Origin of the sequence: Citrobacter sp. Cpo090, from assembly GCF_030332665.1 — a bacterium.
GTDB lineage: Bacteria > Pseudomonadota > Gammaproteobacteria > Enterobacterales > Enterobacteriaceae > Citrobacter > Citrobacter portucalensis.
In genome coordinates, this window is the sequence record NZ_JAOWHK010000038.1 from 242542 (window position 1) to 263237 (window position 20696).

Annotated in this window: 17 protein-coding genes; 8 read left to right on the forward strand and 9 right to left on the reverse strand. The window is 49.5% G+C overall.

The features are described 5' to 3' along the window. Positions 1 to 57 precede the first annotated feature (57 nt). Together OGY83_RS23570 and cuyB are read right to left on the reverse strand one after the other, a co-directional pair. Positions 58 to 1356 carry an anaerobic C4-dicarboxylate transporter gene (locus OGY83_RS23570; protein WP_286637019.1) on the reverse strand — a complete coding sequence of 433 codons (1299 nt, stop codon included), beginning with the start codon at positions 1354 to 1356 and terminating at the stop codon, positions 58 to 60. A 75-nt stretch (positions 1357 to 1431) separates the two neighbouring features. Continuing rightward, the gene (cuyB, locus tag OGY83_RS23575; protein WP_191214263.1) at positions 1432 to 2151 is read right to left on the reverse strand and encodes a cysteate racemase; all 720 of its coding nucleotides are present in this window, start codon (positions 2149 to 2151) and stop codon (positions 1432 to 1434) included. A gap of 352 nt (positions 2152 to 2503) precedes the next feature. On the opposite strand from cuyB, the gene hypT reads away from it, so the two are divergent. The 4 genes from hypT (at position 2504) to OGY83_RS23595 (ending at position 6930) form a co-directional block, all read left to right on the forward strand. Continuing rightward, complete coding sequence (hypT, locus tag OGY83_RS23580) at positions 2504 to 3415, forward strand: hypochlorite stress DNA-binding transcriptional regulator HypT (RefSeq protein ID WP_123267566.1); 912 nt, start codon at positions 2504 to 2506, stop codon at positions 3413 to 3415. 303 nt (positions 3416 to 3718) lie between these two features. Beyond that, positions 3719 to 4660, forward strand: coding sequence for a pseudouridine kinase (locus tag OGY83_RS23585; protein WP_079937641.1), 942 nt, complete (start codon positions 3719 to 3721; stop codon positions 4658 to 4660). Next, positions 4648 to 5583 (forward strand): pseudouridine-5'-phosphate glycosidase, encoded by a 936-nt coding sequence (locus tag OGY83_RS23590; RefSeq protein WP_123267564.1) that lies wholly within the window; start codon positions 4648 to 4650, stop codon positions 5581 to 5583. The genes OGY83_RS23585 and OGY83_RS23590 overlap by 13 nt, the downstream gene beginning before the upstream one ends. A 96-nt stretch (positions 5584 to 5679) precedes the next feature. After that, positions 5680 to 6930: a NupC/NupG family nucleoside CNT transporter gene (locus OGY83_RS23595; protein WP_286637020.1), complete on the forward strand. Its 1251-nt coding sequence runs from the start codon at positions 5680 to 5682 to the stop codon at positions 6928 to 6930. Positions 6931 to 6966: 36 nt separating this feature from the next. Here OGY83_RS23595 and OGY83_RS23600 read toward each other — a convergent pair whose 3' ends face one another. After that, complete coding sequence (locus OGY83_RS23600; RefSeq protein WP_286637021.1) at positions 6967 to 7665, reverse strand: transcriptional regulator YeiL; 699 nt, start codon at positions 7663 to 7665, stop codon at positions 6967 to 6969. Between the two features lie 129 nt (positions 7666 to 7794). Here OGY83_RS23600 and rihB point away from each other — a divergent pair, with 129 nt between their 5' ends. Both rihB and OGY83_RS23610 read left to right on the forward strand, forming a co-directional pair. Continuing rightward, entirely contained in the window at positions 7795 to 8727 is a 933-nt protein-coding gene (gene rihB, locus OGY83_RS23605) for a ribosylpyrimidine nucleosidase (protein ID WP_286637022.1), read from the forward strand. 105 nt (positions 8728 to 8832) lie between these two features. Then, positions 8833 to 10083 carry a NupC/NupG family nucleoside CNT transporter gene (locus OGY83_RS23610; protein WP_286637023.1) on the forward strand — a complete coding sequence of 417 codons (1251 nt, stop codon included), beginning with the start codon at positions 8833 to 8835 and terminating at the stop codon, positions 10081 to 10083. A 47-nt stretch (positions 10084 to 10130) separates the two neighbouring features. On the opposite strand, the gene OGY83_RS23615 is transcribed toward OGY83_RS23610, so the two are convergent. From OGY83_RS23615 to OGY83_RS23625, 3 genes are all read right to left on the reverse strand, one after another. Beyond that, entirely contained in the window at positions 10131 to 11219 is a 1089-nt protein-coding gene (locus OGY83_RS23615; protein ID WP_286637024.1) for a sugar kinase, read from the reverse strand. 2 nt (positions 11220 to 11221) lie between these two features. Further along, positions 11222 to 12079 carry a deoxyribonuclease IV gene (gene nfo, locus OGY83_RS23620; RefSeq protein WP_079937634.1) on the reverse strand — a complete coding sequence of 286 codons (858 nt, stop codon included), beginning with the start codon at positions 12077 to 12079 and terminating at the stop codon, positions 11222 to 11224. A 71-nt stretch (positions 12080 to 12150) separates the two neighbouring features. Further along, on the reverse strand, positions 12151 to 13200 hold the full coding sequence (locus OGY83_RS23625) for a YeiH family protein (protein ID WP_043016967.1): 1050 nt from the start codon (positions 13198 to 13200) through the stop codon (positions 12151 to 12153). Between the two features lie 244 nt (positions 13201 to 13444). Here OGY83_RS23625 and yieE point away from each other — a divergent pair, with 244 nt between their 5' ends. Together yieE and lysP are read left to right on the forward strand one after the other, a co-directional pair. Continuing rightward, a complete protein-coding gene (gene yieE, locus OGY83_RS23630) occupies positions 13445 to 14326 on the forward strand; it encodes a DNA-binding transcriptional regulator YeiE (protein ID WP_003834519.1) in 882 nt (293 codons plus the stop codon). A 196-nt stretch (positions 14327 to 14522) separates the two neighbouring features. After that, positions 14523 to 15992: a lysine-specific permease gene (gene lysP, locus OGY83_RS23635; RefSeq protein WP_123267559.1), complete on the forward strand. Its 1470-nt coding sequence runs from the start codon at positions 14523 to 14525 to the stop codon at positions 15990 to 15992. Positions 15993 to 16057: 65 nt separating this feature from the next. Here lysP and OGY83_RS23640 read toward each other — a convergent pair whose 3' ends face one another. The 3 genes from OGY83_RS23640 to serB form a co-directional block, all read right to left on the reverse strand. Further along, on the reverse strand, positions 16058 to 18043 hold the full coding sequence (locus tag OGY83_RS23640; RefSeq protein ID WP_191235067.1) for a ligand-gated channel protein: 1986 nt from the start codon (positions 18041 to 18043) through the stop codon (positions 16058 to 16060). A 334-nt stretch (positions 18044 to 18377) separates the two neighbouring features. Then, complete coding sequence (locus OGY83_RS23645) at positions 18378 to 19700, reverse strand: MFS transporter (RefSeq protein WP_286637025.1); 1323 nt, start codon at positions 19698 to 19700, stop codon at positions 18378 to 18380. 31 nt (positions 19701 to 19731) lie between these two features. Then, a complete protein-coding gene (serB, locus tag OGY83_RS23650; RefSeq protein ID WP_286637026.1) occupies positions 19732 to 20619 on the reverse strand; it encodes a phosphoserine phosphatase SerB in 888 nt (295 codons plus the stop codon). Positions 20620 to 20696 lie beyond the last annotated feature (77 nt).

Genomic DNA, 20696 nt, shown 5'->3' on the forward strand with positions numbered 1-20696 from the left:
TTTACCTATACCGTTGCAGCATCGCCACAATAATCCATCCAGCCTTAATAAAACGGATCAGGCAATCATTGGCGCGATGATAAAACCAAAGGCAACGCCAGCAATGATCCCACCCAGTCCTGGCAGCATAAACGGATGGTTTAAGACATACTTGCCCACGCGCGTTGTCCCTGTGGTGTCGAACTCCATTGCCGCCAGCGAAGTCGGGTATGTTGGTAGAACAAACACCCCGGTTACCGCCACATAGGAGGCCAGAATTGCCCATGTAGGCACGCCGAGTGCAACGGCCAGAGGGATAATCAGCGGCGTGGTGGCGCCTTGCGAGTAGAGAAGCGCGCAGGTACCAAACAGCACCAGAGCCAACAGCATGGGATAAGCCCGTAGAATATCGCCTGCGATGTCCTTAATCTCCGCTAAGTGGGCATCAATGAAGGTCGTTCCCAATGTAACAATCCCGAGAATGACCGCCAGTGAACTCATCCCTGCTCGAAACGTGGATGTCAGGACAATAGCATCGGTTGATGTTTTGCATAACACCACCATCAGGCAAGCGGCAGCCAGCATACAGATAATGATGATATCCCGGGTATTCATTGGGTTGCCTGCATCGAATCCAGGGCGTAGCTGCGGGCAGGCGGCAAGAATAACGATGACGACCGTTGCCAGCATGAACAGGGCGACTGAGAGTTTGGCACCCGGCGTGGTGCTGTTTTGCCCTTCATATTTACGCACTAATCCTTTTTGCAGGCGTTCCAGATAGACTTCATCATCCTGAAGCTCGCATCCCTGACGTGAGGCGATAAAAGCGGCGACCATCGCGGCGACAAACGAAGCTGGCAGACATACCGCCATGACCTGGATAAAGGTAACACCGTTGCCTTCCATAATGGTCAGCATTGCCGCCATTGCGGCGCTGATCGGCGAACCCGATATCGCCACCTGGGAGGCGACCACGGAGCCGGCGAGCGTACGGGAAGGGCGGATACCGGACTCTTTGGCGACTTCGGCAATCACTGGCAGGGTAGAAAATACAATGAACCCTGTTCCGGCCATAATGGTCATCGACCAGGTGATAATCGGTGCAATAATATTGATATATTTAGGGTTACGCCGCATGAAATTACCGGCAACGCGTACCAGATAATCCATACCTCCGGCGGCTTGTAGCGCCGATGCTGCCACGACAACTGTCATAATAATGAGAATGACGTCAACGGGTGGCGAGCCAATCTGCAGATCAAATCCCAACGTTAAAATAGCCAGCCCCAGACCACCGCATAAACCGATACCTATTCCGCCGAGGCGGATACCACAAAATATTGCACCCAACACGACGATAATTTCTAACCAAACCATAATGGCCTCCGCCAGAGAATAATTTGTTATTAAAATAAGTGTTTGTTTAATGCTTTATTAATCTGGTGACGGCTGTTATTGCGCCAGAAGATGATGTTTGCCAACTCGCTTTTCGTACCATTTAATACCGGCGCGAACTAATGAGCCGGTTGAGTCAATATATTTATCTGGAGACTTTCTGACTGCGTCGGCAAGAATGACGGGGACTTCGGTACATCCCAATACAATGATTTGTGCCCCGCGTGAGAAGAGCATTTCAGCCTGTTCATTCATCAGCGTTTGCGCCCGCTTAAGATCGCCGGCTTTTAAGCAATAAATACTTTCCATGACCTTTTCCTGACCGGATGAATCAGGGCTGATGCAGGTTAAGCCAAGAGATTCTATACCTTTTTGGTAGAGTCCCATGTAAAGGGTGGCGTTGGTAGCAAGTAAACCGATACGCGACTTTCCGCAGTTTTTGACCTCATTCATGGTTGTTTCAACGATACTGAGTAACTCTGTATGACAGCATTCTTTTAATTCATTAAACCAAAAGTGGGCGGTATTACAGGGGATCACAATACACTCCGCACCAGCATCTTCCAGTTTATGCATATAATCACGCATTGCCGGAAGTGGGGAATGACCATGATGCATTAATGCATCAGTTCGGTCTGGAATATCAGGGATGGATGAAATAATTAATGGGATATGTTCCTGATCGCGTTGCGCTGCGGTAAAGGTGACGAATTTATTAAAAAGATCGACTGTTGCAGCAGGCCCCATACCACCAAGTACGCCAATTAAACCTTTCACGATATATACCTCTATTTACCGACATTTAATATTCAGAGCTGGTGTCTATCTGGTGCTTATGTTTAACAGCAGAGTGTCGTGAGGAGAAATGTAATAATGTTTGGTTCAATGCAAAAAACGCATGAGTGTGATTTCTTTTGCCATCTCAGCAGGCCAATAATCAGCGAGAGGCCCGACATTCCACGGCGGATGAGCGGTCGTGGTCGATGAGTAACGAAACATGTTAATGTCAAAAACGAAGGTGTTATGCAAAAAACGAATCAGCAGATACTGATGTTGAATATCATCTCCGGGAATATTCAGGCATGATGCTTAGGACTAATCGACATATTTAAACATCCGCGTGACAGGTATGAAAAATATCGAGACAAAATGGTTATATGACTTTCTGACGCTGGAAGCGTGCCGTCATTTTTCCCAGGCCGCAGAGGAGCGCAACCTATCCCAACCGGCATTTAGCCGGCGGATCAAGGCGCTCGAATCCGCCGTTGGGGTGCTGCTGTTTGACCGTACGACGAGTCCACTGCAGCTGACAGAGGAGGGTAAGTTGTTCCATTCGCAAACCCGTAGCCTGCTGCAACAGCTGGAATGCAATTTGGATGAGCTAAGTGGTCACAACCTGCTTGGCGTTCCCAATATCAAAATAGCGGCAGCGCATTCTCTGTCGCTGACGATGTTGCCCAGATTGGTACATTCAATGTCGGCATGGGGCGAGGAGTTTGTTTACCACGTCGAAGCGATTGACGTAGTCCAGGCGGTAAATACGCTGCGCGAGGGGAAAAGTGATTTTATTATCTCCTTTCGCGATGAAGACTTAATGCAGTCACCTTTCTGCGGCTTGAAGGTTTTTGAGTCTGAGCTGTATCCCGTCTGTGCTGCGGATGCACAGGGTAAGGCGTTGTTTGATATCTATCAGCCGCAGGTGCCGATTCTGAACTATACCAGCACATCCTACATGGGAAGATTGGTTAACCGTCATCTGGCGGAGGTGGGCGGTATTTCGGCACGTACGCTGTTTATGTCTTCGATGAGTGAGCTATTGAAGAATATGGCATTGGATGGTCATGGTATCGCCTGGCTGCCAGCGTGGACGATAGTGAACGAATTGCGCGATAAGCGCCTGGTTTGTCTGGACACGCCGGAGTTGATGGTGCCTATTCAGGCCTATATTTACCGAATGGATACCCGCTTGAATAAAACGGCTGAGCATTTCTGGCGGATTTTGTACAACCATATGCCAGAGGATCTGGTTTCGCTTACCTGACATGCGGCTGTTCACCAGGTGCATCTGAAAAACCTCCGGTTATTCCGGAGTGATACTTTTTGTCCTGCTTAATTTGTGTACTACCTCTCACTTTCTCTCTCCCTGACAAACTGTATCTATAAAAAATTGTGATTCTGTTCATATCTATCGACTTTAGAGCTTGCAGATGGATTTACTTTGTCAAAAACACGCTTACTATAAACACATGTTTGATTGTGAACATTTGCTCTAATAACCTGATGTGTGGCGTTGGTTATTTTTAACGAACTCATTTGTGGCAAGCTAATTGCCAGGGGACGTGCTATGCGTGAAAAGGAATACATAGTAACTATTGGCTCGGCCAATATGGATGTTGCCGGGTGTTCGCATGCTTCACTAAATTATGCGGATTCGAATCCGGGAAAGATTAAATTCACCCCAGGAGGCGTTGGGCGTAACATTGCACATAATCTCGCACTATTGGGTAAAAATTCCTGGCTGCTAACGGCAGTGGGTAATGATTTTTATGGTCAATCGTTATTGGCGCAAACCAATCAATCCGGAGTACATGTTGATAAGTGTCTTATCGTTCCCGGAGAGAATACATCAAGTTATTTATCACTGCTTGATAACACCGGTGAAATGCTGGTAGCTATTAATGATATGAGCATTACCGAACATATTTCAGCAGTATTTTTATCGCAGCATCATGATTTTATTCGGCAGGCGAAAGTGATTGTCGCCGATTGCAATATCAGCGAAGAATCCATGGCATGGGTGCTGGAAAATGCCGGGGATGTTCCGGTGTTTGTTGACCCGGTGTCGGCATGGAAGTGCGTCAAAATTCGTGAGCGTCTGGGACAAATCCACACCCTCAAACCAAACCGCCTTGAAGCCGAAACGCTGAGTGGCATTGCGCTTTCCGGGCGTGATGACGTTGGCAAAGTCGCCGCGTGGTTTCACGATCGCGGCTTAAATCGGCTGGTGCTCAGCATGGGGGGTGACGGCGTTTATTACAGTGATATTACGGGGAATAGTGGTTGGTCGCCGCCGATTAAAACTCACGTCATTAATGTTACCGGGGCTGGCGATGCGATGATGGCTGGACTGGCTTCCTGCTGGCTAGACGGTATGCCCTTTATTGATTCGGTTCGATTTGCTCAGGGTTGTTCATCAATGGCATTAGCCAGTGAATATACCAATAACCCTGATTTGTCTGTTGCGAATGTTAGCTCAATAGTGGAGAACACAGAATGTCTGAATTAACTCTTTCCTCTGAATTATTACAAATATCTCCAGAAGTACAGGAAGCATTAAACAGTAAAAAACCAATTGTTGCTCTTGAATCAACTATTATTTCCCATGGTATGCCATTTCCGCAGAATGCCCAGACAGCGATTGAAGTAGAAGAAACTATTCGTAAGCACGGAGCAGTTCCTGCGACCATTGCCATTATTGGCGGGGTAATGAAAGTTGGTTTAAGTAAAGATGAAATTGAGTTGCTTGGACGAGAAGGTCATAGCGTTACTAAAGTCAGTCGTCGTGATTTGCCGTTTGTTGTTGCGGCAGGGAAAAATGGTGCAACGACTGTTGCCTCAACCATGATTATTGCCGCACTGGCTGGAATTAAAGTATTTGCAACGGGAGGAATTGGTGGCGTTCATCGTGGAGCCCAACATACCTTTGATATTTCTGCGGATCTGCAAGAACTGGCACATACCAATGTCACGGTAATTTGTGCTGGCGCGAAATCTATTCTTGATCTCGGTTTAACGACCGAATATTTAGAAACTTTTGGCGTGCCATTAATTGGATATCAAACCAAGGCGCTGCCGGCATTTTTCTGCCGCACCAGTCCGTTTGAGGTCAGTATCCGTCTGGACAGCGCAAAAGAGATTGCCCGAGCCATGGCGGTGAAATGGCAAACGGGTCTCGACGGCGGTCTGGTTGTTGCAAACCCAATCCCGGAACAGTTTGCGATGGCAGAGGAGAAAATTAACGCGGCAATCGATCGGGCGGTAAAAGAAGCGGAAGAGCAGGGGATTGTGGGCAAAGAGAGTACGCCGTTCCTGCTGGCGCGAGTTGCGGAGCTAACCGGTGGTGACAGCCTGAAATCAAATATTCAGCTGGTGTTCAACAACGCGGTGCTGGCCTGCGAAATTGCGAAGGAATATCAGCGCCTCGCCTGACAGAATTTTCCGGGCAGAATGCGGTCGCCCGCGAATATCAAACCTACCAAAGCCTGGCGATAACGCCGGGTTTCCTGGCATGAAGGGAATTTCATTATGGATATAATGAGAAGTGTTATGGGTATGGTGGTATTACTGGCCATCGCGTTTCTGCTGTCAGTAAATAAAAAACGTATTAGTCTGCGCACAGTCGGAGCTGCGCTGGTACTGCAAATCGCAATTGGCGGCATTATGCTGTATTTTCCGCCGGGGAAATGGCTGGTGGAACAGGCAGCGCTCGGTGTCCACAAGGTGATGTCCTATAGTGACGCGGGAAGCGCATTTATCTTTGGCTCCCTGGTCGGGCCAAAAATGGATGTGCTGTTTGACGGAGCCGGGTTTATCTTCGCCTTTCGGGTGCTCCCGGCCATCATTTTTGTGACTGCACTAATCAGTCTGCTCTACTACATTGGCGTGATGGGGCTGTTGATCCGCATCCTCGGCGGTATTTTCCAGAAAGCGCTGAACATCAGCAAGATCGAGTCATTTGTCGCAGTAACGACAATTTTCCTCGGGCAAAACGAGATCCCGGCGATCGTCAAACCGTTTATTGACCGGCTGAATCGCAATGAGCTGTTTACCGCTATTTGTAGCGGGATGGCTTCGATTGCAGGCTCAATGATGATTGGTTACGCCGGAATGGGCGTTCCGATTGACTATTTGCTGGCTGCATCGTTGATGGCAATCCCTGGCGGTATTTTGTTCGCGCGTATGCTGAGTCCGGCAACAGAAGAATCTCGTGTCACCTTCGAAAACCTGTCATTTACTGAAACGCCGCCAAAAAGCATCATTGAAGCAGCGGCGAGTGGGGCGATGACCGGGCTGAAAATTGCCGCAGGTGTGGCGACGGTAGTGATGGCATTTGTCGCCATTATCGCACTGATTAACGGCATTATTGGCGGGATTGGCGGTTGGTTTGGTTTTGGTCACGCCACTCTGGAAGGGATCTTTGGCTATGTCTTAGCCCCGCTGGCGTGGATTATGGGCGTTGACTGGAGCGATGCGACGCTGGCAGGTAGCCTGATCGGACAGAAACTGGCAATCAACGAGTTTGTCGCTTATCTCAACTTCTCGCCGTATCTGCAAACGGGTGGGACGCTGGATGTGAAGACCATTGCGATTATCTCGTTTGCGCTGTGTGGGTTCGCTAACTTTGGCTCAATCGGCGTTGTCGTCGGGGCATTTTCGGCGATAGCACCACAACGTGCCCCGGAAATCGCCCAACTTGGAATGCGTGCGCTGGCAGCAGCAACGCTGTCAAACCTGATGAGTGCCACCATAGCCGGTTTCTTTATCGGACTGGTATAAAATAAAAGCGCGTCAGCAAAAACTGGCGCGCTTTTATTAATGAATGATATCAGTAAAATTATTCTCTGGATCCATCTCAAGCGCCAGCGCGGTCATTTTCTTTTTATCATTAATTGTATAACCATTTTTTTGTTTTAATAACAGGCCTTCGTGCGTAAATTGTGCAATGACATATAATAAATGGCGATAGGTTACACCCATATATTCAGCTACCTGTGTATGTTTTTCCTGGTACAGATTATCATGCTGCGTCAATAAAATAAATGCGGCCAGACGGTTAACCAAAGGGAATGATTGGTTCTGTGTTAGTGAGACAATATTACGATAATTTTTACGACTTAACGAGACGCAAAGCTGACGCAGAAAAATGGCATCATTTAGTAGTAGCGGACGATATTGTTTCATGGGCAGTACCAGACACCAGCACTCTTCAATGGCCTGCACGGCACGAGGTTCATGGTTGGCGTCAACTAATTCAATCTCACCAATAAAACAAGGGGCACCGAAGAAGTCAATCAATGACACCCTGCCGTTAGGTAATGTGGCATATAGCTTGGCGCGCCCACGAGCCAGATAGAACAGATATGACGGCTGGTTTCCCTCCCGCACAATGTAGTCTCCGGCTGCAACATGGAACAGCCGGGTATCACATGACACATCAACAGAGAAGCATTCTGTATAGCCTGTTTGGTCAATGAGTTGCTGCCTGAGAGCATCATTTTGGATTTCTTTCACAATGGTTTCCCGGTATGAGATTTCTCATATTCAGCATACGTTTTCTGTCGCTATGATTCTAGCATCGTCATGCTTTTGGTTTCTTTGATAAGACGAAAATACCCTACCAGCGAACAGAGGAAATAAGAAATGGAAAGAAGAAAAATCATTCTGGATTGCGACCCCGGACACGATGATGCTATTGCAATGATGATGGCAGCAAGACATCCTGCAATTGAATTACTGGGCATTACTATTGTTGCTGGCAACCAGACACTGGATAAGACATTAGTGAATGGATTAAATGTATGCCAGAAACTTAATATTAATGTGCCGGTTTATGCTGGTATGCCACAACCTATTATGCGTAAGCAGATTGTCGCAGATAATATTCATGGCGAATCTGGTCTGGATGGTCCGGTGTTTGAACCGCTGATCCGTGAAGCAGAAGGCACTAATGCAGTGCAATATATAATAGATACACTCATGGCTAGCGATGGCGATATTACATTGGTGCCGGTCGGGCCATTGAGTAATATTGCCGTGGCGATGCGTATGCAGCCTGCTATTTTACCGAAAATTCGTGAGATCGTACTGATGGGCGGTGCGTACGGAACCGGTAATTTTACGCCTTCCGCCGAGTTTAATATCTTTGCTGACCCGGAGGCTGCCCGCGTTGTCTTCACCTCCGGTGTGCCATTAGTGATGATGGGACTTGATCTCACCAATCAAACCGTTTGTACCGCTGATGTTATTACCCGGATGGAAAAGGCGGGGGGGCCGGCAGGGCAATTATTCAGCGACATTATGAACTTTACCCTCAAAACGCAATATGAAAACTATGGTCTGGCCGGAGGCCCGGTGCATGACGCAACCTGTATCGGCTATTTGATTAATCCTCAGGGGATCAAAACACAGGACATGTACGTCGAAGTCGATGTCAACAGCGGCCCATGCTATGGACGTACCGTCTGCGATGAGCTGGGAGTGTTGGGAAAACCGGCGAATGCGAAGGTTGGGATCACCATTGATACCGCCTGGTTCTGGGATTTAGTTGAAGAGTGTGTGCGCAAGTATCTCTGACACTAGAACCGGCCTGTTCAGTCGCGGTACAGGCCGGTTAACACCTGATGGGCAGTGAGCGGTCGCCCGTAACGAGTTCACACCTGGCATGTCGGGAAGATCATTATGGACATAATGAGAAGTGTTCTGGGGATGGGAGTATTACTGATAATTGCATTTCTGTTGTCAGTAAATAAAAAGCGTATCAATCTGCGTACTGTAGGGGCGGCATTGATCCTGCAGATTGCCATTGGCGGTGTGATGCTCTATTTTCCGCCGGGTAAATGGCTGGCCGAGCAGGCGGCGCTGGGGGTTCATAAAGTTATGACTTACAGTGATGCCGGTAGCGCCTTTATTTTCGGCTCACTGGCGGGGCCTGAAATGGATAAGGTTTTTAATGGCGCCGGTTTTGTGTTTGCATTTCGAGTACTTCCCGCGATTATTTTTATTACCGCACTGGTAAGCCTGTTGTATTACGTCGGCGTGATGGGAGGACTCATCCGCGTTCTCGGTGGTATTTTCCAGAAGGCGCTGAACATCAGTAAGATCGAGTCCTTCGTGGCTGTCACCACCATTTTCCTCGGGCAAAATGAGATCCCTGCGATCGTCAAACCCTTTATGGACCGCCTCAATCGTAATGAGCTGTTTACCGCAATTTGTAGTGGAATGGCCTCCATTGCGGGTTCAACAATGATTGGTTACGCTGGCCTTGGCGTACCCATTGATTACCTGCTGGCGGCTTCCTTAATGGCGATCCCTGGCGGTATCCTGTTTGCCCGTCTGCTGAGTCCGGCAACGGAAGAGACGCAGGTAACCTTTGAGAACTTGTCGTTTACCGAAACGCCGCCAAAAAGCATCATCGAAGCAGCGGCGAGTGGGGCGATGACCGGGCTGAAAATTGCCGCAGGCGTGGCGACGGTAGTGATGGCTTTTGTCGCCATTATCGCCCTGATTAACGGTATTATCGGTGGGGTTAGCGGCTGGTTTGGTTATGGTCATGCTACTCTGGAAGGGATCTTCGGCTGGCTACTTGCACCGCTGGCCTGGCTGATGGGCGTTGACTGGAGCGATGCGACGCTGGCAGGTAGCCTGATTGGTCAGAAACTGGCAATCAACGAGTTTGTCGCTTATCTCAACTTCTCGCCATATCTGCAAACGGGTGGGACGCTGGATGTGAAGACCATTGCGATTATCTCGTTTGCGCTGTGTGGGTTTGCTAACTTTGGCTCAATTGGCGTTGTCGTCGGGGCATTTTCGGCGATAGCACCACAACGAGCCCCGGAAATCGCCCAACTTGGAATGCGTGCACTGGCAGCAGCAACGCTGTCAAACCTGATGAGTGCCACCATAGCCGGTTTCTTTATCGGTCTGGCATAACGTACAGTTTGTAGGCCGGATAAGCGTAGCGCTATCCGGCATTACAATTAAGCTGTTTGTAGCAAATACAGGGCGTTATCTGCTGAAAGAGTGGGGTTGTTGATGCTGATGCTGGCCCGCGATAATGCCGCGCAGGCCATGGCAAAATGAGCGCTTTCACGAAACTCACTCCCTTCCAGAAAGCTGTACAATAATCCTGCCATAAACGCGTCATCAGCGCCAAAACTGTCTACCGTCACATGCTCAGGAGGCGTCAGTAAAAACTGTTCTCCGTCCTTTTCGCTGCAAAACACGGATTCATCTTCCAGGCAGACAAAGATTCGTTTTACCCCCTGCTGATGGAGGCTATTGACGGCCAGTACGCGATCCGCATCAGAATGAATAGGTTGACCCCATAAAATTGATAGCTCTTTCTGCGTTGGTTTTAGCGTATGAATACGCGTAAACCAGGTTTTCACTTTTGCCGCTTTGAACTCTGAAACGGTGTCTATAAACACCGGAATGTCATCAGCAATAGTAAAGACCCACTCAATGGCTTCGGCGGTCAAATTGCAATCTGCCAGTACGACACCGGAATGGCGGATCAAATCCCGCGAACCGTTCAGCAGCTGTGGCGTCAATTGTTGCAGGATATGGGTATCGTTAATTGCAAGTACGGTCTCTTCCTGCTGATTAGCGATCGACAGGTAGGTCGAGGTGTTATGTCCATGCAGGCGTATGCAGCTGGAAACGTTAACACCAGCCTGACGCGTTTGTTCCAGCAGTGTTTCGCCATAGAAGTCGCTGCCAACAGCGGAAATTAAATGTACGTCGCGACCCAGCAGCGCCAGGTTGTGGGCGATGTTACGTCCTACACCACCTGCTGAGCATTGAATGCTGCCAGGATTAGAGGCAGACTGAGGATAGTCGATGTCAGCAACACCACGAATATCCATATTGATGGCCCCAACAACCACGCAATAATCTTGTTCGGTAAGGATATAACCTTTCCCTTTGATCATGCCTTTACGCATTAAATCCATGATATGCGCAGCGACGCGTGAACGACTGATCTGCAAAATATCGGCGATTTCATTCTGTTGAATCAACGGATTGCGACGCAGGATCTTAAGGATCTGCTTTTCCCTGTCGTTCATGATTAGGCCACCGCTTTTTCTGTTTGCTGGGCTTTCAGCCAGGCAATCTCTTCGGCCCAGATATCCGGATTAATGGTTTCCAGCACCATTGGAATACCGTCAAAACGATTGTCCTGCATGATCCAGCGGAATGCCTCGTGGCCAATATTGCCTTCACCTAAGCTGTGATGACGGTCAACGCGACTGCCAAACGCGCTCTTGGCGTCGTTCAGGTGCATACCGCGTAGATATTTGAAACCGACAATACGTTCAAATTCCGCAAACGTCTTCGCGCACTCTTCTGCGGAACGCAAATCGTAACCCGCCGCGAAAGCGTGGCAGGTATCGATACAGACGCCGACACGGGACTTATCTTCGACGCCGTCGATTATGGCGGCCAGGTGCTCAAACTTGAATCCCAGATTGCTACCCTGTCCGGCGGTATTTTCGATAACTGCCGTAACGCCCTGGGTCTGAGCGAGGACGATGTTGATGGATTCGGCAATGCGCGCCAGACATTCATCTTCCGGGATCTGCATCAAATGGCTGCCGGGGTGAAAGTTCAGCAGGGATAAGCCCAGCAGCTCACAGCGCTGCATTTCATCAAGAAACGCATCACGCGATTTTTCCAGCGCATCGCTGACCGGGTGACCGAGGTTAATCAGGTAACTATCGTGAGGCAGAATTTGTGCAGAGGTGTAGTGATACTTCTCACAGGCAGATTTGAAATCATCAATGATTTCGGTGGTCAGCGGCGCGGCACGCCACTGGCGCTGATTCTTGGTGAACAGGGCGAATGCGGTCGCTTCGATTTCCGCGGCTCGGATAGCGGCGTTAGCCAGACCGCCAGCGGCGCTTACGTGCGCTCCGATATATTTCATAAATTTAACCCGCCATACTCAAATACAAAAAGGGAGAGTATAGCGGGTTAATGGAGGTGAGTCGTGATCGTTTATGCCATCAGGGCGTGGACAGCGACGTTAATCGCAGCACCACCGACAATCAACCAGACAAACAGCAGCAGGGCCATCAGTAACGGTTTGGCACCGGCTTTTTTCAGTGCGCTAACGTGAGTGGTTAGCCCCAGTGCAGCCATTGCCATTGCCAGCAAAATGGTGTCCAGCGTTACCAACATATTCACAACCGACTGCGGCAGCAGGTGGAACGAGTTAAAAATCGCGACCACAATGAACAGGATGGCAAACCATGGAATAGTGATTTTGCTTTTCTCACCGCCCGTAGCCGGAGACAACTGTTTAACGCGTGCGGCCAGGAGGATGAGGAACGGTGCCAGCATCATGACTCGCAGCATTTTGGCAATAACTGCGGCGTTTTCCGCATCCGGGTTAATGGCGTGCCCGGCAGCCACTACCTGTGCCACTTCATGCATGGTGGAACCAATGTAAATGCCGTAGGTTTCTGGGCTAAACCAGTGTGCCAGCAGCGGATACATCGCCGGATACAGGAAGATAGCGATGGTACCGAAGATAACCACAGTGGCGACAGCGACGGTTACCTTACTGGCTTCCGCTTTCACTACCGGCTCGGTTGCCAACACGGCGGCGGCACCACAAATGCTGCTCCCCGCACCAATCAGCCAACTGGTGTGGCGGTCCAGACCAAACACTTTCTGCCCCAGGAAGCAGGCAATCATAAAGGTACTGCTCAGCGTTAACACATCAATCACGATACCGCTTACGCCGACGTCAGCAATTTGCGCGAAGGTGAGGCGGAAGCCGTAGAGGATGATCCCCAGACGTAATAAATGTTGTTTAGCAAACAGCACGCCGCCGTCACAGCTTTTCCAGATGTGCGGATAGACGGTGTTGCCGAGGACCATCCCCAACAAGATTGCTAAGGTGAGGGCGCTGAACCCGGCACCTGCGACGGCGGGAATAGATCCACCCCATAAGGCGACCCCAGTGATAACTGCACTCAGGGCAAGCCCCGGAATAAAATGCCACGCTGTACGACGATGAGTCTGCAAGGTGAGTTCTGTCATATCCTTCTCCTTTATCTGGGTAAAAGAGTACGGCGAAGTGGTTTAAAAATAAAATTGATTATATATTTATAATTAATCTATATAAGTGGTATACCCGTCATACTTCAAGTTGCATGTGCGTTGGCTGCGCTCGTTCACCCCAGTCACGTACTTAAGTACGCTCCCGGGGATGCTCTCTCTTGCCGCCTTCCTGCAACTCGAATTATTTAGGGTATAAGTGACGGTTATCCGGTGGAAAACGACTATGCATATCACCCTGCGACAACTTGAAGTGTTTGCTGAGGTACTAAAAAGCGGTTCAACGACCCAGGCGTCTGTCATGCTGGCATTGTCGCAATCGGCGGTGAGTGCGGCACTTACCGATCTGGAAGGGCAACTCGGCGTGCAACTGTTTGACCGTGTCGGTAAACGACTGGTGGTCAACGAGCACGGGCGCTTGCTTTACCCACGCGCGCTGGCATTACTTGAGCAAACGACCGAAATCGAACAGCTTTTTCGCGAAGATAATGGCGCTATCCGGGTTTATGCCAGTAGCACCATTGGTAACTACATTTTGCCGGCTATGATCGCCCGCTATCGGCAGGATTTTCCTGATTTGCCGCTCGAGCTGAGCGTGGGTAACAGCCAGGATGTGATTAATGCGGTGCTGGATTTCCGAGTGGACATTGGGCTTATCGAAGGGCCGTGTCACAGTACTGAAATCATTTCTGAACCGTGGCTGGAAGACGAGTTGGTGGTGTTTGCCGCACCGTCGTCACCGCTCACAAAGGGGCCTGTTACGCTGGAACAGCTAGCTGCTTCGCCGTGGATCCTGCGTGAGCGAGGATCGGGTACGCGCGAACTGGTGGATTACCTGCTGCTGTCTCATCTGCCGAGATTTCAGATGGCAATGGAGTTGGGTAATTCAGAGGCCATTAAGCATGCAGTGCGCCATGGCCTCGGGATCAGCTGCTTGTCGCGTCGGGTCATTGCGGAGCAGTTGCAGGCGGGAACGCTGAGCGAAGTTCCCGTGCCGCTGCCGCGTTTAGTCCGTACTCTCTGGCGCGTGCATCACCGGCAAAAACATATCTCCAATGCCATTACGCGTTTTTTACATTACAGCGATCAGGTCGAGCTGGGCGAATAGGGCGCTTATTGTCGTAATGTCACCTCTTTGTAGAATGGCGGTTATAACTTAACCGCCTTACACCCGCATATTTTCTGCTTTACTTATAATCCGCGGCCAGTCATGAAGGTCTCTTATAACAGCGTATTTGTGCCGGAAGAATGCCATTTCGTCTGCTACAATCGCGCCTCATTTTTTGGATGGATAGCATTTTCACATGGTTTCCGAAACTAAAACCACAGAAGCGCCCACGCTACGTCGTGAACTGAAGGCGCGTCACCTGACGATGATTGCCATTGGAGGCTCCATCGGTACAGGTCTTTTCGTTGCATCTGGTGCAACTATTTCTGCAGCGGGTCCTGGCGGCGCGTTGTTCTCTTATATTCTGATCGGTCTGATGGTGTACTTCCTGATGACCAGTCTCGGTGAACTGGCTGCCTATATGCCGGTTTCCGGCTCGTTTTCCACCTACGGTCAGAACTACGTAGAAGAAGGCTTTGGCTTCGCGCTGGGCTGGAACTACTGGTACAACTGGGCGGTAACGATTGCCGTTGACCTGGTGGCCGCACAACTGGTGATGAGCTGGTGGTTCCCGGACACGCCGGGCTGGATCTGGAGTGCGCTGTTCCTCGGCGTTATCTTCTTGCTGAACTACATTTCCGTTCGCGGATTTGGTGAAGCGGAATACTGGTTCTCACTGATCAAAGTTACCACCGTCATTATCTTCATCGTGGTTGGCGTGATGATGATTTTCGGTATCTTCAAAGGCGCTCAGCCGGTGGGCTGGAGCAACTGGACGACCGGTGATGCACCGTTTGCCGGTGGTTTTGCTGCGATGATTGGCGTGGCGATGATCGTCGGCTTCTCCTTCCAGGGGACGGAGCTTATCGGTATCGCGGCTGGCGAATCTGAAAATCCTGAAAAGAACATTCCACGTGCGGTACGTCAGGTATTCTGGCGAATCCTGCTGTTCTATGTGTTCGCGATTTTGATTATCAGCCTGATCATTCCGTATACCGATCCAAGCCTGCTGCGTAACGATGTAAAAGACATCAGCGTTAGCCCGTTCACGCTGGTATTCCAGCATGCGGGTCTGCTGTCTGCGGCAGCGGTGATGAACGCGGTTATCCTGACGGCGGTGCTGTCTGCAGGTAACTCCGGGATGTACGCCTCCACGCGTATGCTTTACACCCTGGCATGTGACGGTAAAGCGCCGCGTATTTTCGGTAAACTGTCTCGTGGCGGCGTACCGCGTAACGCGCTGTATGCGACTACCGTGGTGGCGGGGCTGTGCTTCCTGACCTCGATGTTTGGCAACCAGACCGTGTACCTGTGGTTGCTGAATACTTCCGGAATGACGGGCTTTATCGCCTGGCTGGGGATTGCTATTAGCCACTATCGCTTCCGTCGCGGTTATGTGCTGCAGGGTCACGATGTGAAGGACCTGCCGTACCGTTCTGGCTTCTTCCCGCTGGGTCCGATCTTCGCCTTTGTGCTGTGCCTGATTATCACCCTGGGTCAGAACTACGAAGCATTCCTGAAAGACAGCATTGACTGGGGCGGCGTGATGGCTACCTATATCGGTATCCCGCTGTTCCTGATTATCTGGTTTGGTTATAAACTGACCAAAGGAACCCGTTTTGTTCGCTACAGCGAAATGAAATTCCCGGATCGCGTGAAGAAATAACAGTATAAAAAAGCATAACAAAAACCCCGGCATGATGAGTGCCGGGGTTTTTTATTGCGTCAGACTTAGAAGCTGTAAGTCATGCCAACCGTGTAGCGACGTCCATCAAGGACGGTGTCGTAGGTATCGTAATCGATTTGTTTATCCAGCACGTTATACACGCCAGCGGTCATCAACAGATCCCTGGTAGCATAGTAACGTAAACCAACGTCGACCTGAGTATAGGACGGGGTGCCCTGTGCCATGGAGGTACGGCTCAGGTATTCAGACGTTTTCCCGCGCAGATTCAGACGGCTCCAGAAACCGAGATCCTGCGTAGCCTGCCAGTCCAGCGTCGTGTTAAACATATGCTTCGGCATTTTGTTCAACGGCTGGCCGGAGAACTGACCGCTTTTCTGCTCAGATTCTGTGTAGGTGTAGTTTGCGGTCCAGTTGACGTCAGAGGTTATTTTCCAGCCGAAGGTGGATTCTACGCCGCGCATATTGGCTTTATCGACGTTAACGCGATCGCTGACGAAGTCATAATGGGTGCCGCCGATGGTGCAGGCCGGATCGGAACTGCTGTTACAACGGCGAACTTCGGTGATTTTGTTTTTGAAGTCGGTATTGAACAGCGTCACGCCTGCGTTGAGGTCGTTGCCGTTATCCCACAGTAAACCGATCTCTTCGCTGAGGCTTTTCTCCGGTTTCAGATCCGGGTTGCCGACAATGATTCCGTTGAGACGACCGCCGCCGGTAACCTGTCCCCAGCTGGCAGAAGACTGGCGCAGATCCGGTGCGCGATAGCCCGCGGAAACGCCACCTTTTAAGGTCCACTGATCGCTCAGATGCCATACGCCATAGCCGCGTGGCGTCCAGTTGTCACCGTAGTTTTCATCCTTATCCATACGCAGACCGCCGGTCAGCGTGAAGGTATCGGTAACGGCCCATTCATCTTCAGCAAACAGCGCCCAGCTCCAGCGGGTCAGTTTGTTCAGCCCATCAGCCGCTTGCAGCTGGTTGCCATTATCGCGCAGTTTTTCATAACGGTATTGCCCGCCTAGCGTCAGGGTGTGCGCCCCAAGGAAGACCTGGTTCTGGTTATTGAAAATCGTGTTGTAGGACTTCATCTGGCGACCGGGGTTGTCGGTCTCTTCCTGCTGGACGTAGCTGGTGGAGTTGAAGTCGTCGTAATAACCGCTGTGGGTTAGTGAATATGTGGTGTGCACATACTTGTTTTCGCTTTTGCTGTTTGGCTTACAGCTTCCGTTACGGCAGTTTTCCTCGGCCATGGATTTGCCTGGCGTACTGTCGCGATCCTGCAGTTCACGTGCGTAATCAAAATCGATGTCGTTTTTATCATCTGGCGTAAAGTTCAGGGTTAATCCCCCGCTACGCATACGCTGTTCATTGTAGCCATTAACTATTTCATCTTCCGCGCGGTGGGAGAATAATCCGGTCACCTTCGCACCAAGCAATCCGTCAATCAGTGGCCCAGACGCATAGGCGTTGGTCTGGTAAATATCGCCGGAGTCTCTGTCTTCCTGGAAAGTGGCATCGCCGTGCAGAGAGCCGGTCCAGGCTTTGGTATTCGACACCTTCTTGGTGATGACGTTAATGACGCCGCCCATCGCATCGGAGCCGTAGAGGGATGACATCGGGCCACGGATTACCTCGATGCGCTCGATGGATTCCAGCGGCGGTAGCCAACCTTGCTCAATACCTGAGTTGTCGCTGTTAGGACGAGTGCCGCGGGTGCTGATGCGTTTGCCGTTGACCAGGAAGAGCGTGTATTGCGAAGCCATACCGCGAATACTGATATCGCTGCTGCTCCCCCCGCCAGTGACGACGACGCCTGGGACATCTTTCAGGGCATCGGTGACATCTCGATAGGCTTTATCCTCAATCTGCTGCTTGGTAATAACAGATATCGAAGCTGGGGCATCCTGAATTTTCTGTTCGAAACCGGTAGCGGTAACGACCACGGTGTCTTGTTCAGCGGCATGGCCGAGTGATGGGAGGCAGGCGACGCATACTGCGGCAGCTACAGCCTTAACGTGAGGTATAGTCATTTGTATCATTCCATTTAAATGAATCAAACTGCGAGTCAGGTGAAAGGCCATGACAATTGTATGTATTTGTCTTTTAAGGACTCTTTTCAGTAAAGAAGCGGGGGGATTGTACAAAAGTATGAATATTTGTAAACACAAATGATAATAGAAATCATTTGTGTTTGATATTATTTAAGATGAAATGCTTTTTTAATCAATGAGATAGTGGGTGAAGAAAAAAGGAGAAAAAATGAAGGAATGATGGAGAAATGAAGAGGGTGGGAATCTTTTTTGATGCTGGAAGAACCTGGCTGAAGGACAGCGGCAATTGCACCGCTGTCCTATTATGGCTGGCTTATAACCGATGGAATTTGGCGAGTAAAGCCAGTGACAAGGTGGTTAACAGGATAGCGATCACGGCATAGATATAGACTCCAGACCATTCCCAACTGTTCTTCACTAATATCACTGGTACGCCCGCTAGCGCCGCACCAACATAGCTAAACAATCCCCGGAAGCCGGTTATCGATCCCGCAGCATCTTTGTGAGTGACGTCCAGACAACCTACGGCAAAAAGCATATGTGGGCCGTACAGAGCGAAACCCATAATAGTGAAGAGAATAGCCGTAATGGTATATGAAGTATCCTGAACCAGTGGGATTAAGGTAATACACACGCAGAGCATTAATGCGAATATTAATCCTGTCATCCAGCGGTTACTTTTAAACATAAAGTCCGATAAGTAACCCGCCAGTAACCCTCCGGCAAGTCCTCCGGCTTCAAACCACGAGATAATAGAGTTGGCTTTAATCAGGCTCCAGCCATGTACCTGAGAATAGTAAATTTGTGGCCAGTCGTTGAGAATGGTGCGGGCAATATAAACCGACATATCGCCAATGATAATAATCCACACCAGCGGGTTAATCAGGATATATTTAACGAAAATCTGCCAAAAGGAGAGGTTAACCGGGCTGGCTTTAACCTGGGCTAGCTCTGTTGGATCCTTGCGCCATTCGCCAACGTTAGGCAAACCTAAGGTCCCGGGACGGTCTTTAATTGTAAAGAGCGCAATGACCCCCATCAGCAAGGAGATCGCGCCCGGTACATAAAAACCCATTTTCCAGCTACCGCTCCAGACAATCGCGAAACTTGTCAGCAGTGGGGCGAGACTACCGCCAATATTATGCGCCGCTTCAACGACCGCCCACCAACGTCCGCGTTCATTCTTGGAAAACCAGGATGCCATGATCTTTGCCATTGGTGGAAAACTGGTGCCCTGGAGGATAGCATTGAGGCTGTACAACACATAAAACGCGGCAACGCTGTCGGAAAAACCAAACAGAATATTAACTATTCCTACGCCAATGAGCACCGGGCCGGTCATGGCTTTCGGATTGATTTTATCAACCAGCATGCCGCCAACAAACTTCATTGAGCCATACAGAATGTAAAACAGTGAAGACATGATGGCAAAATCTTCAGCGGTCAGAGCGGTATCTGACAGCATGGCTGGCATGGCGGCTGAGAAGTTTTTACGTGTTAAATAAAAGACGGCGTAAGAGATAAAAACCGAGGTAATAATCTCTATCCTGAATTTTTTGTAAGTATGGTCAATCTCTTTTTTTTCTTTTACAACCGGCTTATCAGCTTGGCTGAATATAAATGATTTCAAGCTCATATGATCTTCCCTTCAGACAGTGCTCGTTGGGTTATAATCCATTTTCGATAAAGAACAAAAGCGACTCGAATCCGTGAAAGTTAATCTGATTGGTAATTAAATCCCTGACTGTGGGTTTTGCTTGCCAAGCAATACCTATACCAGCATACGTGAGCATGGGAATATCGTTGGCTCCGTCACCGCAGGCGATAATATTATGCTGATGTATCTGCAGAGAGTCGGCAAGTTCGGCTAATGTTTTTTTCTTATTTTCTGCGTTCATGATTGGCGTGGAAATATTATCCGTCAGCATGCCACTCCTGACTTCAACGGTATTAGAAAATACATAATCCAGCTGATATTTCTGTTGTAAACGGTGGGTAAATATGTCCAGGCCGCCGGAAATGATTGCTGTTTTAAAACCATTCTGTTTGAGGAATGGCAAAATGGTGGTGATGCCGGGAGAGGCCGTCATCCGATCGCATACGGCATTGATGACATCGATGTGCGTCCCTTTTAACATTCCGATGCGCCGGGTGAAACTGCTATTGAAATCCAGTTTCCCTTCCATCGCCTGCTGCGTCAGTTCCGTTATCCGATCGGTGATGCCTAGCGCGCGGGCTATCTCATCCACACCTTCTTCTTCGATAAACGTTGAGTCCATGTCAAAGGCGATGATTCCGTTCGTCGGGATCATTTGTGGTTTAAGGAAAAAATCAAATTGCTTAGTGAACGATGTAGCCCTTAGTTTCTTGTATATGTCATCGGTGAATATTTCATCGGGTATTGATAATTTTAAATACGGTTTATTGAATGCGGCTATAGATAACCGTTCCAGTGCGCACGGATATTGTTTGGTCTCGGTATTTAGAAACGTATTGTGCAGCCATGCCTGAAGTTTTTCAGTATCTTTTGCACTAATAAAATAAATAATTGCCATTTTGTCACTCCTGTAATCTGAGGTTATTGTAATAGTGGGGAGTGACGATTGAATCCAGCCTTATCACAGATGTGAAT

Bases quoted from the DNA above. Each gene is read 5' to 3' on its own strand.
- OGY83_RS23585 (WP_079937641.1), top strand. From the start codon at position 3,719: ATGCGTGAAAAGGAATACATAGTAACTATTGGCTCGGCCAATATGGAT.
- nfo (WP_079937634.1), bottom strand. From the start codon at position 12,079: ATGAAATATATCGGAGCGCACGTAAGCGCCGCTGGCGGTCTGGCTAAC.
- OGY83_RS23570 (WP_286637019.1), bottom strand. From the start codon at position 1,356: ATGGTTTGGTTAGAAATTATCGTCGTGTTGGGTGCAATATTTTGTGGT.
- OGY83_RS23625 (WP_043016967.1), bottom strand. From the start codon at position 13,200: ATGACAGAACTCACCTTGCAGACTCATCGTCGTACAGCGTGGCATTTT.
- OGY83_RS23615 (WP_286637024.1), bottom strand. From the start codon at position 11,219: ATGAACGACAGGGAAAAGCAGATCCTTAAGATCCTGCGTCGCAATCCG.
- OGY83_RS23590 (WP_123267564.1), top strand. From the start codon at position 4,648: ATGTCTGAATTAACTCTTTCCTCTGAATTATTACAAATATCTCCAGAA.
- OGY83_RS23640 (WP_191235067.1), bottom strand. From the start codon at position 18,043: ATGACTATACCTCACGTTAAGGCTGTAGCTGCCGCAGTATGCGTCGCC.
- serB (WP_286637026.1), bottom strand. From the start codon at position 20,619: ATGGCAATTATTTATTTTATTAGTGCAAAAGATACTGAAAAACTTCAG.
- yieE (WP_003834519.1), top strand. From the start codon at position 13,445: ATGCATATCACCCTGCGACAACTTGAAGTGTTTGCTGAGGTACTAAAA.
- lysP (WP_123267559.1), top strand. From the start codon at position 14,523: ATGGTTTCCGAAACTAAAACCACAGAAGCGCCCACGCTACGTCGTGAA.
- OGY83_RS23610 (WP_286637023.1), top strand. From the start codon at position 8,833: ATGGACATAATGAGAAGTGTTCTGGGGATGGGAGTATTACTGATAATT.
- OGY83_RS23595 (WP_286637020.1), top strand. From the start codon at position 5,680: ATGGATATAATGAGAAGTGTTATGGGTATGGTGGTATTACTGGCCATC.
- OGY83_RS23645 (WP_286637025.1), bottom strand. From the start codon at position 19,700: ATGAGCTTGAAATCATTTATATTCAGCCAAGCTGATAAGCCGGTTGTA.
- rihB (WP_286637022.1), top strand. From the start codon at position 7,795: ATGGAAAGAAGAAAAATCATTCTGGATTGCGACCCCGGACACGATGAT.
- hypT (WP_123267566.1), top strand. From the start codon at position 2,504: ATGAAAAATATCGAGACAAAATGGTTATATGACTTTCTGACGCTGGAA.